This is a genomic window from Mycobacterium sp. NGS64 (assembly GCF_059812245.1).
The window spans coordinates 867,716-884,099 of record NZ_JCALCI010000002.1 but is presented as its reverse complement, the minus strand read 5'-3'; the positions used below and the strand labels follow the sequence as shown (position 1 = coordinate 884,099).

The window sequence follows — 16,384 nt, the reverse complement described above, 5'->3', positions numbered from 1 at the left end:
CCCCATTGGTCCCCGCGCGGAGGCGGCACCCTTTGTGCCCGCCTCGCAGCGACAAATGCCGCCATCGCGGTCGATCGCCGGCTGAGTCACATCCGCCCCATTGGTCCCCGCGCGGAGGCGGCACCGTTTGTGCCCGCCTCATAGCGACTGAGCCGTTGTCGTACCGGTATGCGACCCTGCGGCGATGAACCTTCGAGGAATCGAACTGCGCTACGTGCTCGCGATGCATCTCGCTCATAATGGGCGGGCGACCGTCGCGGAAATGCTCCATGCGCTTGAAGCGCAAGGCTTTTGCGTCCCCGGCCGGGCATCGAAAGTCATTTCGGATGCCTTGCGTTGGGAGACGGGTCGGGACAGGGTGCGCCGGCTTCGGCGCGGGCTGTACGGGCCGGGTTATATCCCGCGCTCCACCGAACACCGAATACATCAACGGGTGCTCGCGTTGCGGGCGGCGGCCAAGTGTCGCTCTGAGGCGGGCACAAAGGGTGCCGCTTCCGGCCAGATGCCAGTGTGGCCTATGTGACTTAGCCAGGAATCATTGTGACTTAAGGGCTTTCGGTGTGAGGTCCTGGCGACAATTTCGCCAAATCTCCGCCATCAATACACACGCGACGCCGCCGACACACACTCACGCCTCGAAGCGGTAGCCCATCCCCGATTCGGTCAGCAGATGCTTGGGATGCGACGGGTCGTCCTCGAGTTTGCGCCGCAGCTGCGCCAGATACACACGCAGGTAATGAGTCTCGGTGGCATAGGCCGGGCCCCATACCTCCTTCAGCAATTCCTCACGGCCCACCAGCTTGCCGCGATTGCGCACCAGCACTTCGAGCATGCCCCATTCGGTCGGCGTGAGGTGCACCTCGGCGCCGTCCTTGGTGACCTTCTTGGCGGCCAGATCGACCGTGAACGCGTCGGTTTCGACGACGGGCTCGTCCGTCTCCGACGCCGCCGCGTTGCGGCGGACCGCCGCGCGGAGCCGCGCTAGGAACTCGTCCATCCCAAAGGGTTTCGTTACGTAGTCGTCGGCGCCGGCGTCGAGGGCCTCGACCTTGTCCGACGAATCGGTGCGCGCCGACAACACGATCACCGGCGCCGACAGCCATCCCCGCAGGCCCCCGAGCACCTCGATGCCGGAGATGTCGGGCAGGCCGAGGTCCAGGATCACGACATCGGGTTTGTGCTCGGCGGCGGCGCGCAGCGCACCGGCGCCGGTCGACGCGGTGATGACCTCGTAACCCCGCACGGACAGGTTGATGCGCAGCGCGCGCAGGATCTGCGGCTCGTCGTCGATCACCAACACCCGGGTCATCGGCGCCGCTCCTCCTCATCGCTTCGCTCTGCATCGTCGCCGGCGCGGGTCATAGCGCACCAAACTCCCGCGGCGCAGCCAGATCCACCACGACGGTGAGCCCCCCGCCCGGGGTATCACCGGCTGAGATCGTGCCGCCCATCGCCTCCACGAAGCCACGGGCCACCGACATCCCGAGCCCCACGCCCGTGGTGTTGTCGTGATCGCCCAGCCGCTGGAAGGCCTCGAAGATCTGGTCCTCGGTGCCCTTCGGGATTCCGGGGCCTTCGTCGATGACGTTGATCAGGACGCGATCACCGACCCGGCCCGCGTTGACCCGAACCATGCAGTTGGGTGCGTAGCGCAGCGCGTTGTCGATCAGGTTCGCGAGCACGCGTTCCAGCAGCCCGGCGTCGGCCATCACTACGGCGTCGCCCACGTCGACCTTGACGCGATCGATCGCCGATCGGTAAAACCCGGTGGCGCCCTTGCCGATACTGACCAGCGCGCGTTGCACCGTCTCCTCCAGATACACCCAGCGCAGGTCCGGGCGGATCACCCCGGCGGCCAGACGCGAGGAATCGAGCAGGTTTCCGACCAACGCGGTCAGCTGGTCGATGGACTCCTCGATGGTGGCCAGCAATTCCGCCGTGTCTTCGGGGGAGAAGGCGACGTCCTCGGCGCGCAGGCTGGACACGGCAACCTTGGCCGCCGCCAGCGGCGTGCGGAGGTCGTGGCTCACCGCCGACAGCAGCGACCGCCGCAACTCGTCGGCCCGCACGATCGCCTCGGTCCGGCTGGCCTCTTCCGCCAGCTCGCGCTGCTTGATCAAACCGGCGGCCTGCTTGGCCACGGCGCTGAGCACCCGGCGGTCGCGGGTGGACAGCTTCCTGCCGGCCATCAGCATCCAGAACTCGTCGTCGCCGACCTCGATCGCGGTGTCGGCGGAATCGACACTCACGCAAGGATCTTTGCCCACGCACGCGACGATGTAGCTCTTCCTTCCCGCGGCGCGCTCTTCCTCGCTGGGCTCGCGCAGCATGCTGACGGCCTGCTGTGAATAGGTCTCTCGCACGCGTTCCAGCAGCGTCTCGAGATCCGCGCCGCGCAGTACCGACCCGGCGAAAAGCGTCAGTAGCTCGGCCTCTTGGGAGGCGCGCCGGGCCTCGCGGGTGCGTTTTGTGGCACCGTCGACGAGGACGGCGACGGCGACCGCGATCAGCAACAACACCAATTCCGTGATGGCGCTGTTGGGTTCGGCGATGGTGAAGCTGTGCCGTGGCGGGATCAGGTAGTAGTTCAGCAACAACCCGGACAGCACGGCCGAAAGCGCCGCCGGGGCAACGCCTCCCAACAGTCCCACCAGCAGCACCCCGACGAAGAACAGCGCGCTCTCGCCGGCGTTGTTCAGGTACGGGTCCAGCAGACTCACCGAGACCGCACAGACGGCCGACGGCACGATGACGGCCGCCAGCCACGATGCGACGCGTCGCTCGCGGGGCACGAGCGACCCGACGTGAAGGCCGCGCGTGGATTCCTCGTGCGTGACCATGTGCACGTCGATCTTCCCGGACCGCTCGACGATCGTCGGGCCGATGCCCTCCTCGAAGATGCGCGCCCACCGGGGCCGCCGCGACGTGCCGATGACCAGCTGGGTGGCGTTGTTCTCGCGCGCGAAATCGAGTAGTGCCGTGGGCACGTCGTCGCCGACCACGGTGTGCAGCGACGCGTCCAGGCTGTTCGCCAGCTCGCGGATCTTGCCCATCCTGCGCTCCGACGCGCCGGCCAGCCCGTCACCGCGGATGACATGCACCACCATCAGCTCGGCGCTGGACTTCGATGCGATCCGCGATGCGCGGCGCACCAACGTCTCCGATTCCGGGCCGCCGGTGACTGCCACCACGACCCGCTCGCGCGCCTCCCACATGTCGGTGATCTTGTTCTCCGCCCGGTACTTGGCCAGCGCGGTGTCGACCTGGTCGGCCAGCCACAGCAACGCCAATTCCCGCAGCGCGGTCAGATTTCCGGCGCGGAAGTAATTCGACAGTGCCGCGTCGATGCGGGCCGGAGCGTAGACGTTGCCGTGGGATAGCCTGCGGCGCAACGCCTCCGGGGTGATATCGATTAGTTCGACCTGCGAAGCCTGGCGCACGATCGAATCGGGGATGGTTTCCTGCTGCTCGATGCCGGTGATCTGGGCGACGACGTCGTTGAGGCTCTCCAGGTGCTGGATGTTGACCGTGGAGATCACCGTGATCCCGGCGTCCAGCAGTTCTTCGACGTCCTGCCAACGCTTTTCGTTTTTGCTGCCGGGTGTGTTGGTGTGGGCGAGCTCGTCGACCAGGACCACCTGAGGGCGGCGCGCCAGCACAGCCGGCACGTCGAGCTCGGGGAACCTGCCGCCGCGATAGTCGACATAGTGCGGCGGGATGATCTCGATACCGTCAAGCAGCTCGGCGGTTTTCGCCCGCCCGTGGGTCTCGACGACCGCGGCCACCAGGTCGGTGCCGCGTTCCAGGCGCCGGTGTGCCTCACCGAGCATCGCGTACGTCTTGCCGACACCCGGTGCGGCACCGAGGTAGATGCGTAGCTCCCCGCGCTTAGGGGGATGGTGGTCGGCAACACTCACGTCAACCATCATCCCCCTCCGCGCTAGCTTTTGACCGGGTACCGACGATCGAGATCCAGGTTGAGTTCAACGACGTTCACCGTGGGCTCACCCAAGAATCCGAGATCGCGCCCGCTTTGGTACTCCGCCAGGACGACACGGATCTGATCCGGGCTGACGTGCCGAGCCTTGGCCACCCGGGCGACCTGGATGTCGGCGTAGGCCGGGGAGATGTTCGGGTCGAGGCCGCTGCCGCTGGCGGTGACCGCGTCGGCGGGCACGGCCGGGCTGGCGGAGGCGGCCCCGCGGACGGGCACGATCTGGCCGATCGTGTAGTCCTCGCCGTATTTTGCGCACTCGACTCGCACGCCCTCATACATCGTCAGGAACGGGGCCGAGGTCGACTGGCACGGCTCGTTGACGCTCACCACGCGGGTCGGGTGGATGACGTTGCCGCGCGCGTCGCGGGGCCCGATCACCGACAGCACCGCGCCCACACCGCCGCCCGTGCAGAACGGGCGGGACCCGTCCACTCCCTCCAGCTGACCAACGGCGCTGCTGCGCGTGCACACCTGCGTTAGCAAGCTCGGCTTGAATCCCGCATCCGACGCAGACTTGCCGGCGGTCAGCAGCGAGGGATCCGCGGGTGTGTCGACGATGCTCTCCGGACCCAGGTTGCTCGCGCTCGTAGACAGCGGGTCGTAGCCGTTTCCGGCGGCCGAGGGGCGGCTCTGGAAGTACTGCGGCAGCGGGTTGCCGTCCTTGTCGGTGAACAGCTGACCGATCAACCGGCTGCCTACCGGCTTGCCGTTCGCCGTCAGAATCGACCCTTCGGCCTTGTCGTGCAGGCCGGGAAGCTGGGCGACGAGCCAGATGAACAGCGGGTAGGCCAGACCGGTGATCACGGTCATCACCAGCAGCGCGCGGAACGCCGCCCAGTGCATGCGGACGAAACTGGAGAACTTCATGTCAGGACATCCCCGGGACGAATTGGACGATGAGGTCGATGGCCTTGATGCCGATGAACGGGGCGACGATGCCGCCCAGGCCATAGATATAGAGGTTGCGGCTCAACAGCTTTGACGCGCTGCTCGGCGTATAGCGCACGCCGCGCAGCGACAACGGGATCAACGCCACGATGATGATCGCGTTGAAGATCACCGCCGACAGGATCGCCGACTGCGGGCTGTGCAGCCGCATGATGTTGATCATGTCCAACCCGGGGAACAGCGCCACGAACATGGCCGGGATGATCGCGAAGTACTTCGCGATGTCGTTGGCGATCGAGAAGGTGGTCAGCGCCCCGCGGGTGATCAGCAGCTGCTTGCCGATCTCGACGATTTCGATGAGCTTGGTGGGATCGGAGTCGAGATCGACCATGTTGCCGGCCTCTTTGGCCGCCGACGTGCCGGTGTTCATCGCCACGCCCACGTCGGCCTGCGCCAGCGCCGGCGCGTCGTTGGTGCCGTCGCCGGTCATCGCGACCAGCTTGCCGCCCTCCTGCTCGCGCTTGATCAGCGCCAGCTTGTCCTCGGGTGTGGCCTCGGCGAGGAAGTCGTCGACCCCGGCCTCGTCCGCGATCGCCTTGGCGGTCAACGGGTTATCGCCGGTGATCATCACCGTGCGGATGCCCATCTTGCGCATCTCGTCGAAGCGCTCGCGCATGCCCTGCTTGACGACGTCCTTGAGGTGAATGACGCCCAGCACCGAAGACTCGCCATCCAGGCACTCCCCAACGACCAGGGGGGTGCCGCCACCCGCGGAGATGCCGTCGACGATCTCGCCGAGTTGCGTGGGCACCTTACCGCCTTGCGCGCGTACCCATTCCGCGACCGAGCTGGCCGCGCCCTTGCGCAGTTGGTGCCCGTCCAGGTCGACACCCGACATCCGGGTGGCGGCGGAAAACTCCACCCAGTGGGCGTGCGTCAGTTCGCCCGGCGTGCGCGCGCGCAGCCCGAAGTGTTGCTTGGCGAACACGACGATCGAGCGCCCCTCGGGCGTTTCGTCGGCGAGGCTGGACAATTGGGCGGCGTCGGCGAGCTGCTCGTGGGTGACGCCGTCGAGGGGGATGAAGGCGCCGGCCTGACGGTTGCCCAGCGTGATGGTGCCCGTCTTGTCGAGGAGCAGCGTGTTGACGTCACCGGCGGCTTCCACCGCTCTCCCGGACATGGCGAGCACGTTGCGTTGCACCAGCCGATCCATGCCGGCGATGCCGATGGCCGACAACAGCGCGCCGATCGTGGTGGGGATCAGGCACACCAGCAGCGAGACCATGACGATACCGGTGACGCCACTTGCGTTGAGCGCCTGGCTGTCCGGGACGCCCGGGTTGTTCGCCTTGGAGTAGATCGCGAGCGGCTGCAGTGTCGCGACCGCGAAGATGAAGATGATCGTCAACGCTGCGAGCAGGATGTTCAACGCGATCTCGTTGGGGGTCTTCTGCCGGTTGGCGCCCTCGACGAGCGCGATCATCCGGTCGATGAAGCTCTCCCCGGGCTTCTGGGTGATCTTGACGACGATGCGGTCGCTGAGCACGGTGGTGCCCCCGGTGACCGCCGAGCGGTCGCCGCCGGACTCGCGGATCACCGGGGCCGACTCGCCGGTGATCGCCGATTCGTCCACCGAGGCAATGCCTTCCACCACGTCACCGTCGCCCGGTATCACCTGGCCGGCCTCGACCACGACAATGTCGCCCTGTTGCAGCAGCGGCGCCGCCACCTCTTCCTCGACACCGGGGACTCCGGGTGCCCAGTTCTTGAGGCGCCGCGCCAAGGTCTGAGTTTTGGCGCGCCGCAGCGTTTCCGCCTGGGCCTTGCCGCGGCCCTCGGCCACCGACTCGGCGAGGTTCGCGAAAAGCACGGTCAGCCATAGCCAGACCACGCTCAGCCACGCGAACCATGTTTCGTCGGCGATCGCCAGCACGGTGCACCACGCGGCGCCGATTTCGACAATGAACATCACCGGGTTGCGCCACAGGGTGCGCGGGTCGAGCTTGCGCAGCGCATCGGGCGTCGATTTCCACAGCATCTTGGGGTCGAGCAGGCCGCCCTGAACCCGTTTCCTCGTCGTGGAGGCCGCGGGCTGCGTCTGCGTACCCGGATCGATTGTGGTCGCGGTCATCAGTGGATTCCTTCAGCGAGAGGTCCGAGCGCCAACATGGGCAGGAAAGTGAGGGCTACGACGATGAGCGTGACGCCGGCCACCATGCCCACAAACTGTGGCCGGTGGGTGGGCAGGGTGCCCGCCGATTCCGGCGTCGCGCCCTGCTTGGCCAGCGAACCGGCCAGCGCCAGCACAAGCACCAGCGGCAGGAATCTACCGAATAGCATGGCCAGCCCCAGCGCGGTGTTGTACCAGTCGGTGTTCACGCTGATTCCCGCGAACGCGGACCCGTTGTTGTTGCCCGCGGAGGTGAACGCGTACAACACCTCCGAGAGGCCGTGCGGGCCGGTGTTCAGCATTCCGGCGCGCTCGCCCGGCAGGGCCATCGCGACCGCGGTGCCGGTCAGCACGATCAGTGGCGTCACCAGGAAATAGCTTGCGGCGAGCTTGATTTCGCGCGGGTTGATCTTCTTGCCGAGGTATTCCGGGGTGCGCCCGACCATCAGCCCGGCGATGAAGACGGTGATCACCGCGAGGATCAGGATGCCGTACAGGCCCGACCCGGTGCCGCCGGGCGCGACCTCGCCGAGCTGCATGTTGAACATCGCAATCATCCCGCCGAGGCTGGTGTAGGAGTCGTGGAACGAGTCGACGGCACCCGTGGAGGTGAGCGTCGTCGAGTCGGCGAACACCGCGGAGTCGGCGATGCCGAACCGCTGCTCGACTCCCTCCATCGCCGCGCCGACCGACGTCGGCACGGTGCCGTGGTGCTGCAGCTGGAACCACATCATCAACGACACGCTGATCGCGTACAGCGAGGCCATCACGGAGGCGATCGCGTAGCCCTGCTTGGTGCTGCCCACCATGCGCCCGAACGTGCGCGGCAGGGAGAAGCCGATGACGAGCAGCAGGAATATTTCGAGCCAGTTGGTCCACGCCGTCGGGTTCTCAAACGGGTGCGCGGAGTTCGCGTTGTAGAAGCCGCCGCCGTTGGTGCCGAGCTCCTTGATGACCTCCTGGCTGGCCACGGGGCCGCCGGTGATCGTCTGCTGGGCCCCGCCCAGGGTGGTGACGACCTGGTCGTGCAGGTGGAAGTTCTGGATCACCCCGCCCGCGACGAGCACGATCGCGGCCACGATGGATATGGGCAGCATGATGCGCAGCACCGTGCGGACCAGGTCGACCCAGAAGTTTCCCAGCTCGCCGGTGCGCCTGCGGGCAAAGCCGCGCACCAGCGCGATCGCCACGGCCATGCCGACCGCGGCGGAGACGAAGTTCTGCACCGCCAGCCCGGCCATCTGCACCAGGTGTCCCTGTGTCGACTCGCCGGAGTAGGCCTGCCAGTTGGTGTTGGTGACGAAGCTGACCGCGGTGTTCCACGCCAGCGATGGGGTCATTTTGGTGGCCGGGTCGTGCAGGTGCAGTGGCAGCTTGTCCTGTACGAGCTGGAAGACGAAGAGGAACAGGATGCTGATCGACGAGAACGCCAAGACGCTTCGGGCGTAGGCGCCCCACGTCTGCTCGGCTCGCGAGTCGACACCGATCAGCCGGTAGATCAGCCGCTCGACGTAAGAGTCCTTTTCCGACGTGTAGACGCGATACATGTAGTCGCCGAACGGCACATGCACCACCACGAGTGCCACGACGAGGAAGGCGAGAAATATCAATCCCGCGGTTGTTGCGCTCACTAGAACCTCTCCGGGAACAGCAGGGCGCCCGCCAGGTACAGCGCAAGCACAATGGAAAGCACCAAGCCAACGACGTTTTCGTAGTTCACAGCCGCTCGACCAGCTTCTGCGTCAGGCCGAGGAGGGCAAACGCCGCAATCGTCACTAAGACGTAGACCAACACGCCCATTTTGTCTCCGTTCCGCGCTTGAAACCTCATCGAGCCAGCCACAGCGCCGGCCTCGGAGGCAAACTCAGCTTGAAACTAGACCGGGCGTGCGCGGTAGGGCCGTTGGTTGACACTTTCCTAACGGCGCCGTAGTGCACCTTTACGGTTCTTTTACGCCCCGATCCCGCTGTGGCGGTGGGCAGCGGCACCCACCCCGCATGACTGGCGTGGTGATTACGCTACTTCGTCACCGAGCTGTCGCAGGAAGTCGTCGACGGCCTTGTTGAATAGTTCGGGGCTCTCTCGCGCCGAGAGGTGGCCGGTGTGCGGGAGTTCGACGAAGGTGCTGCCGGGGATGGTTTCTGCGAGGTCTCGGACTGCCTTGACGGTGAATTGGCGGTCTTCGTCGCCGGCGATGACCAGTACGGGGACGCCGGCGATGGTTCGCAGAGTGCGATGTGTGTCGGGCCGCCTCAGTAAAAGGCTCTTCATTTGCAAGGCAACCGATTTCGGATCTTCCGCCAGAACGGATTGGAAGGAATCGAGGAACTCGGGTTTGGTTCGCTTTGCGGTCTTACCTGCCAAACCGGATCGCGCGAACCGCACCAGCCAGTTGGGGGCCGCGTTATGAAGCCGCAGCAGCGCGACGACAGGGCCCAACATCATCTTGTCGAATATCGTTGCGCCGGAGGCGGTCCCGTTTGCGGCAACCGCGGCTATCAGCCGTTCCGGGTGCCATGCCGCGAAGACGGTGGCCACTATCGCGCCCCAGCTGTTGCCGACGAGGATGCATTTCTCGATGCTCAGGGCGTCGAGGACTGCGAGCAGGCAGTCGGAGCATTGTTCCAGGGTGATGGTGGAGTTCAGCGGGGCAGAAGCTCCGCTGCCGGGTGCGTCGATGAGGACGATCCGGTGCGTTGGAGCGTAGTGCTCGTACTGGTGGCGCCACATCGATCCGGTGGTGAGCAGGCTGTGCCAGAACACCATCGGCGTCCCGTCCGCGCGCCCGCCAGCGCTGACGTGCACGGCCGCGAGGGCGGTCGGAATTGTTTCGTGCACGCTGTTGCGGGCCCAGTCATCGGTGTCGGCTGCCACGGCGGACCTTTCGTGGGTGGTTTTCGAAGCGTCGGTGGTGGGGGCATCACGATCAGGCGGGAATTCGGTGCCGAACATTGGCAGTCCGCTCTTGGATTCGGCGCGGGTGACTTCCTCTTGAAGGACTTCCCAGTGTTCGGCGAACATGTCGTCCTCGATCCGGATGATGTTGGCGGAGATGATCGCCTTGGGCAGCCCCGGACCGGCGAAACGGCCGTGGGCGATGACGAAGTCGCCGCTGGCGGCGATGACGTGGTGTTCGTATTTCACGGTCATTGGTAATGCTTCGACGTGAGCGAACAGGCCGTCGCGGCCGGGTGGCAGCGCGGGACTGTGCTGGATGTAGTCCGGCGACCAAAACGATTCGGCGGCGGCGAAATCGTGACGATTGAACAGGATGTCGAAGGCTTCCAGAACCCGGCGTGCGTTGCGCTCCTGCTTGTCACCGTTCATGGGTCTCCTTTGCTGATAGCGCGCCGGCGCGGCCCGGGCCGCGCTGCAGCGCTGGGGTTGTCGGGCGACGCTGAAGGGGGATCAGATGCGGCGGGATCCCGCGACCGACCACACCTCGACGATCTGGTCGTCGAGACAGTGGACGATGTCGATGCCGCTGATGTCGCCGTCGACCCCGCGGGCGCTCCAGCGCATGGCGAAGCGGTCGGTGTCGGCGACGACTGGCATGTCCATGTCGAAAGTCGTTCCGGGGCGCCGCGTGTGGACGTTGCGGACGTAGTCGACCATTTCGGCGGGGTTTCGAACTGCGTCACCGGCGGCGCCCGCGACGTTGTCGCCGAAGTGGATGCGAAATTCCGGGGCCAACAACGTCTCCGCGATGTCGAAGTCGCCGTTCCACAGCGCCGTCCAGCGCTGCGCCATCTCTACGGCATCCATGTGATCCTCACTCAGGTCGTCGATCAATGGTCGACCTGAGCATCTAGCGGCGAAGCGACACCGTAGTGTCGGAGTTTCCCACCGGGTCAATCACATCTAGCGGGTAGCCGCGCGCGAACTCGCTCAGATCGACCTGACGCGGACGCACCGACTCCGGCAAGACTTCGGTGGCGCAGATACGGTCCATCCGAAACGTCCGCATCTGCTGGCGGTGCCGACACCACGCCACGAGATACCAGCTGTGCCCACCGAGCAGTCCGACCGGCTCGACGTCGCGGACCGACGGGTTGCCGGCGGCGTCGATGTACTGCAGGCGGACGACACGGTGGTGACGCAGCGACCATTGCACGTCGCGGGGGATGGAACGGACCTCGTGATAGCTGCAGTCCAGAAGACCGACCATGGGCGAGGATTGTGCGACGTCGCGGCGACGGGCTTCGTCGAGGGAACCGGCGATTTTGCTCATCGCCGACCGTCCGGCCTCGGCGAACGGTGTATCGGCGAGCCGCGCGACGGCGACGGCCAGCGCGGTAACCTCGGCAGCGTCCAACGCCGGTGCGGCGAACGTTGCGGCTTTATCCAGCACCCACCCTCCGGTGCGGCCTGCGTGGGTGTACAGCGGGACACCAGCCTGTAGTAGTCCGTCGAGGTCGCGCTCGATAGTTCGCGTGCTGACCTCAAACCTGTCCGCCAACCAACGCGCACTTCGAGGCCGCGGGGACACCGCCCGTAGCTCCTCGACAATCGCGTACCAGCGCTCGGTCTTCGTCATCAACCGACCTCCGCATTACCCTCGATCAGCACCCACGCTCTGCCCTATCCGCATCCCAGCGGTTGGCATCGACGCTAGTACGGGAGTCGGACATTCGGCCTTCTGCGAGTACGCGGCACTGCATGTAACGACGCTTCGGACCAAGCAAATCCGGATCAATATCGCGCAAATGTCGGCGCCGATCGCGTATTAATGCCGTTTAGATCCGTGTTCTCGGCGCCGGCGCGGCGTAGACCGGAATCATGCGATTGACACGGCACCCCGATGCGGCCAGGTATGCCTGACGCGCTGCTGGTTGCGGATGCGTTGAAGGCCGTCGCCGCAGCCTCGATCTTGCTGACCGTCTACTACCTGGGGCGGCGGGGACGCGGCGCTTCCGAATTCAGGCGCCGTCCAGCGCCGGATCATCGATCATTGGCAGCCGGACCCGGAAAACCGTTCGGCCATTGGCGGATTCGGCGGTAACCGACCCCTGGTGGGCCTTGACGATCGAACTCACGATGGCCAGGCCCAGCCCGATGCCCGACCCGTTGGACCGGGCCGTATCGGCGCGCGCGAACCGCTCGAACAACCGGGGGAGGAGATCCGCGTCGATGCCGGGGCCGTCGTCCGCGACGGTCAACTCGACGTAGGGCGACTCCGTGCCGCGCCGCCGGCAGGTGATCCCGGTCGTCACGGTGACGCCCGGCGGCGTATGTACCCGGGCGTTGCTGAGCAGGTTGCTGACGAGTTGGTGGAGCCGGGCGTGATCGCCGCGCACCCAAACCGGCTCGTCGGGAAGGTCTTTGACCCAATAGTGTGTCGGCGCCGCGACCGCCGCGTCGTTCACGGCGTTGACGACGAGGTCCGCCAGGTCGACGTCTTGGGTCTGCAGGTCTTGGCCCTCGCCCAGGCGCGAGAGCAACAGCAGCTCGTCGACGAGCACCGCCATGCGCCGCGCTTCCGCCTCGATACGGGCCAGCGCGTACTCGGTGGTCGGCGGCAGCGCCGAACTGTCCTGGCGGGTCAGCTCCGCATATCCCTGGATCGCCGCCAGCGGGGTGCGCAACTCGTGGCTGGCGTCGGTGATGAATTGCCGCATCCGCAAATCGGAGTCGGCCCGATGCGCCAACGCGCTGTCGACGTTGTCGAGCAACCGATTCAGCGTGTGCCCGACGATTCCGACCTCGTTGTCGGGGTCCGTGTCGTTTGGCTGCACCCGAACGCTGATTCGGTGGTCGTCGGTCAGCGGCATGGCGGCGACCTCGGCGGCGGTGGCGGCGAGCCGGCGCAGCGGGCGAAGGGTGATCCCGACCACCCAGATGGTCAGCGCCGCGGTGATCGCGAGGGCGGCCGCAACAAGCGCCGAGGTGGTGATGTTCTTGCGGGCGATGATCTGGTTGGCCCGCGCCTGCGATACCCCGACGACCAACAGGTCGGATCCATAGGCGCGGCTGTCGACCCGGTAAGAGCCCAGGCTGCCCAGCTTCTCGGTGCGCGGCGGGGCGTCGTCGGGCCACGGCTGGGACTCGATGGCGTGCACCACGTCGGCCGGCGCGGGCCGCGCCTCGGCTTCGGAAAAGACGGCCGAGCCGATCACCACGCCGTCGTGCAGCACGGCGATGACGTTCCCGGGCGTTTGATCGGTGAACTCCAGCATCGCCTGCGCGATCGGTTCGTTGCCGCGGCGGGTCGGACCGTGCTCGCCGTTTCGGTATCTGGTGTACGAATTGCTCAGCGCATCAAGGGATTGGGCGACGTCGGCGTCGCTCATCGCCGTCACGTAACCGCGCAGGCTCAGCACCGAGACCACGCCGACCGTCACGAGCACCACGCTGACGACGGCCAACACGCCCAATAGCAACTGGCGGCGCAACGAATGGGGCAGCCACCGCGGCAGGTCCCTGGATCCGGTCTCCGGCTCGGGGGTCATTCGGGTGGTCGCAGCATGTACCCAACGCCGCGGACGGTGTGGATCATGGGCTCCCTGCCGGAGTCGATCTTCTTCCGCAGGTACGAGATGTACAGATCGACAATGCTGGTACGGCCGGCGAAGTCGTAATTCCAGACGCGGTCGAGGATTTCGGTGCGAGTCAGTGCCCGGCGGGGATTGCGCATGAGGAACCGGAGCAGTTCGAACTCGGTCGACGAAAGCGATATCTGGGCGCCGCCGCGGGTAACCTCCCGGCTGGCGGTGTCGACGTGCAAATCGCCGATCTTCAGGGTTTCCGCCGCTGGCGGGGTCAGCTGGGTGGAGCGGCGCAACAGCCCACGCAGCCGCGCGACCAGCTCCTCGAGGCTGAACGGCTTCGTCATGTAGTCGTCGGCGCCCGCGGTGAGGCCGGTGACCCGGTCCATGACCGAATCGCGCGCGGTGAGGAACAGCGTGGGTGTGTAGGCGTCGGATTCGCGGATGCGCTGCAAGATCCGCAGGCCGTCTACGTCCGGGAGCATGATGTCCAGCACCAGCACGTCGGGATTGACGGTCTCGAACTTCGCGATGGCTTCCCGGCCGTTGTGGGCGATGTCGACGACCCAGCCTTCGTAATGCAGCGCCATCTTCACCAAGTTGGTCAGCGCGGGCTCGTCGTCCACCAGCAAAACCCGGATCGGGGAACCATCGGCACGGTAGATGCGGGGCAACTGCCCCAGAATGGCCTGGCGTGGCCGCTGGCCGCTTGCGTTTCCGGACATCACCGTCATGTTCCTACATTCTCCCAAGCGCACATGTGGTTGTCACGGACTTCATAGAAACCTCAAATAAAGCGCTGCCGCGCGGCCCGCCCGGACGCCGCTCAACGATTTGTGCGGTGGGTTTCGCTGCGGCGAAGTTGTGCAGAATTGGATTGCCAAAGATACTGGTATGCATGGTTCTTGGTCCCTATAGGCCCGGACACCCCGCCCGTCTGATACCTAAATAGACTCTCTGCGAATGGATTCCACTGATCAGAAGATGCCGGACCCTAATGCACTCCACCGCCGTTCGGCAGGTACGGACGACGGCACGAGCCGCCTGCGCGCCAACTCTCGTTACCATCAAGTTACGCGGTGTTACGAATGATGGTAGGGCTGAATGCTTTTCATAATGCCGACGGACAGCGGCCCATCTGGAACGGCCTTGGCGATGGTTGATGACGCCCGGGATGTCGCTTCTGCGCGGCCGGTGGCGGCCGCCGGAGGCCTGACCGATCCGGCTTCTTCCGAAGCATCGCCACCGAGGGGCGGCCAGGCGTCCGTCCGTGCGATCGTCGGTGGTGCCGGCCCTAGTCGTCGACGGCGGCCGCGGGGCCGTCGCGCGGGCCATCCGGCCCCCGGCCCGTCGTCGACCACCACCAGGTTCCGCGGCGGCGAGGCCGACGACACCGCTCGCACGCAATCGACGCAGCAAACTCGAACGAGAGATAGGGATAGGGATGGACTTTGGCGCGCTGCCACCGGAAATCAACTCCGGTCGGATGTATTTGGGGCCGGGCCCCGGCACTCTGTTGGCGGCCTCCGCAGGGTGGGAGTCGCTGGCCGCCGAGCTGACCGACGCCGCGAGCGGCTACCAGGCGGTGATCGCGGGCCTGACCGACGAGTCGTGGCTGGGGCCGACGTCGCAGTCGATGGCCGCCGCGGTCACGCCCTACGTCACGTGGGTGACCGCCACCGCCGGGCAATGCGAGCAGGCGGCCACGCAGGCCACGGCCGCTGCGGCCGCCTTCGAAACGGCGTATGCGATGACGGTGCCGCCGCCGCTGATTGTGGCCAACCGCGCTCAGCTCATGGCGTTGATCGCGACCAACATCTTCGGGCAGAACACGCCCGCGATCATGGCCACCGAGGGCGAGTACAGCGAGATGTGGGCCCAGGACGCGACGGCGATGTACCACTACGCCGCCAATTCGGCTTCGGCGTCGGCGTTTTCGACGTTCTCGCCGCCGCCCCCAACGACTAACCCCAGCGGCCTTGCCAGCCAGGCCGGCGCGGTCGCGCAGGCGGCCGGCGCCCAGGCCGCAGGCCATGCCCAGACGGTGACGGAGCAGTTGATTTCCTCGGTGCCTCAGGCCCTGCAAACGCTCGCGACTCCGGGCGCGGCGTCCAGCACGGCATTGTCACCGGCGGCCGCGGGCACCGCTGCTTCGGTGGGATCCTCGGGGCTTTCCGCGCCGCTCAGCGCGCTGACGAGCCTGACCGGGGCGTCGGGCAAGACCGCCGCCAAGAGCGCGAGCACCAGTGCGGGCGTCCTTTCCGGCTTGACCTCGAGCCTGACTTCCGTCTTCGGGGGCGCGAACGGTGGCCTCGGGCTTGACGTGATCGGCCTGGGTTCCGATCTCGCGGGGCTTGGCGGCGATGGTGCCGGAGTGGGCGCCGACGGCGCGGGGCTTGGTTTCGACGGGTACGGCCTGAGCCTGGATTTCGCAGGCTTGGGTTCGCTCGAAGGAGTCGACGGGGGAGCGATGAGTGGCCTGGGAGGCGTTGGACCCGTTGCGGGTCTGGGCGCGGGCACCTCGGCGAGCGTTGGTCAAGCGGCCTCGCTCGGCACGTTGGCCGTGCCACCGAGTTGGGCCGACGCGGTGTCGTCGGTCACGCCGCTGCCCGTTCTCGACGCCAACGCGATGCCCGGCGGGTGGGGGGCTGCGTCGTCGCCGACGGCAACCGCGGGCGTTTCCAAGCTGCCGCTGGGCGGCATGGTCGGCCGCGAGTCCGAGGGCGCGGTTCAGCGGATTGGGTTCCGCGCCTCGCTGATTCCGCGTTCTCCGGTCGCCGGCTAGCCCGGCGGACAAAGAACGGGGCCGCACACCGGTCGGTGTGCGGCCCCGCTTTGAAGCGG

At 66.5% G+C, this 16,384-nt stretch carries 13 protein-coding genes; 2 read left to right on the top strand and 11 right to left on the bottom strand.

Features of this window, described 5'->3' with window-relative positions:
- Window positions 1-184 precede the first annotated feature (184 nt).
- A complete protein-coding gene (locus tag AC5Y4S_RS12465) occupies window positions 185-523 on the top strand; it encodes a hypothetical protein (protein ID WP_500033056.1) in 339 nt (112 codons plus the stop codon).
- 105 nt (window positions 524-628) lie between these two features.
- Here the strand turns inward: AC5Y4S_RS12465 and AC5Y4S_RS12460 are convergent, their stop codons facing one another.
- From AC5Y4S_RS12460 to AC5Y4S_RS12410, 11 genes are all read right to left on the bottom strand, one after another.
- Window positions 629-1,309, bottom strand: a complete 681-nt coding sequence (locus AC5Y4S_RS12460; protein ID WP_068185208.1) for a response regulator — start codon at window positions 1,307-1,309, stop codon at window positions 629-631.
- Between the two features lie 49 nt (window positions 1,310-1,358).
- Entirely contained in the window at window positions 1,359-3,929 is a 2,571-nt protein-coding gene (locus AC5Y4S_RS12455) for a DUF4118 domain-containing protein (protein WP_500033055.1), read from the bottom strand.
- Window positions 3,930-3,940: 11 nt separating this feature from the next.
- The gene (locus AC5Y4S_RS12450; protein WP_500033054.1) at window positions 3,941-4,864 is read right to left on the bottom strand and encodes a potassium-transporting ATPase subunit C; all 924 of its coding nucleotides are present in this window, start codon (window positions 4,862-4,864) and stop codon (window positions 3,941-3,943) included.
- Window position 4,865: 1 nt separating this feature from the next.
- The gene (kdpB, locus tag AC5Y4S_RS12445) at window positions 4,866-7,016 is read right to left on the bottom strand and encodes a potassium-transporting ATPase subunit KdpB (RefSeq protein WP_500033053.1); all 2,151 of its coding nucleotides are present in this window, start codon (window positions 7,014-7,016) and stop codon (window positions 4,866-4,868) included.
- A complete protein-coding gene (gene kdpA / locus AC5Y4S_RS12440) occupies window positions 7,016-8,686 on the bottom strand; it encodes a potassium-transporting ATPase subunit KdpA (protein ID WP_500033052.1) in 1,671 nt (556 codons plus the stop codon). Before kdpA ends, kdpB begins: the two co-directional genes overlap by 1 nt.
- Entirely contained in the window at window positions 8,686-8,775 is a 90-nt protein-coding gene (locus tag AC5Y4S_RS12435) for a potassium-transporting ATPase subunit F (protein WP_067158403.1), read from the bottom strand. Before AC5Y4S_RS12435 ends, kdpA begins: the two co-directional genes overlap by 1 nt.
- Window positions 8,776-9,068: 293 nt before the next feature.
- The gene (locus tag AC5Y4S_RS12430; RefSeq protein ID WP_500033051.1) at window positions 9,069-10,382 is read right to left on the bottom strand and encodes an alpha/beta fold hydrolase; all 1,314 of its coding nucleotides are present in this window, start codon (window positions 10,380-10,382) and stop codon (window positions 9,069-9,071) included.
- An 81-nt stretch (window positions 10,383-10,463) separates the two neighbouring features.
- Window positions 10,464-10,820, bottom strand: coding sequence for a nuclear transport factor 2 family protein (locus AC5Y4S_RS12425; RefSeq protein ID WP_500033050.1), 357 nt, complete (start codon window positions 10,818-10,820; stop codon window positions 10,464-10,466).
- A gap of 43 nt (window positions 10,821-10,863) precedes the next feature.
- On the bottom strand, window positions 10,864-11,592 hold the full coding sequence (locus tag AC5Y4S_RS12420) for a helix-turn-helix transcriptional regulator (protein WP_500033049.1): 729 nt from the start codon (window positions 11,590-11,592) through the stop codon (window positions 10,864-10,866).
- Between the two features lie 382 nt (window positions 11,593-11,974).
- Window positions 11,975-13,504 (bottom strand): sensor histidine kinase, encoded by a 1,530-nt coding sequence (locus AC5Y4S_RS12415; protein WP_500033048.1) that lies wholly within the window; start codon window positions 13,502-13,504, stop codon window positions 11,975-11,977.
- Window positions 13,501-14,274: a response regulator transcription factor gene (locus AC5Y4S_RS12410; protein WP_500033047.1), complete on the bottom strand. Its 774-nt coding sequence runs from the start codon at window positions 14,272-14,274 to the stop codon at window positions 13,501-13,503. Before AC5Y4S_RS12410 ends, AC5Y4S_RS12415 begins: the two co-directional genes overlap by 4 nt.
- A gap of 710 nt (window positions 14,275-14,984) precedes the next feature.
- Between AC5Y4S_RS12410 and AC5Y4S_RS12405 the strand changes: the two genes are divergently transcribed.
- Window positions 14,985-16,325 (top strand): PPE family protein, encoded by a 1,341-nt coding sequence (locus AC5Y4S_RS12405; RefSeq protein WP_500033046.1) that lies wholly within the window; start codon window positions 14,985-14,987, stop codon window positions 16,323-16,325.
- The last annotated feature ends 59 nt before the right edge of the window (window positions 16,326-16,384 follow it).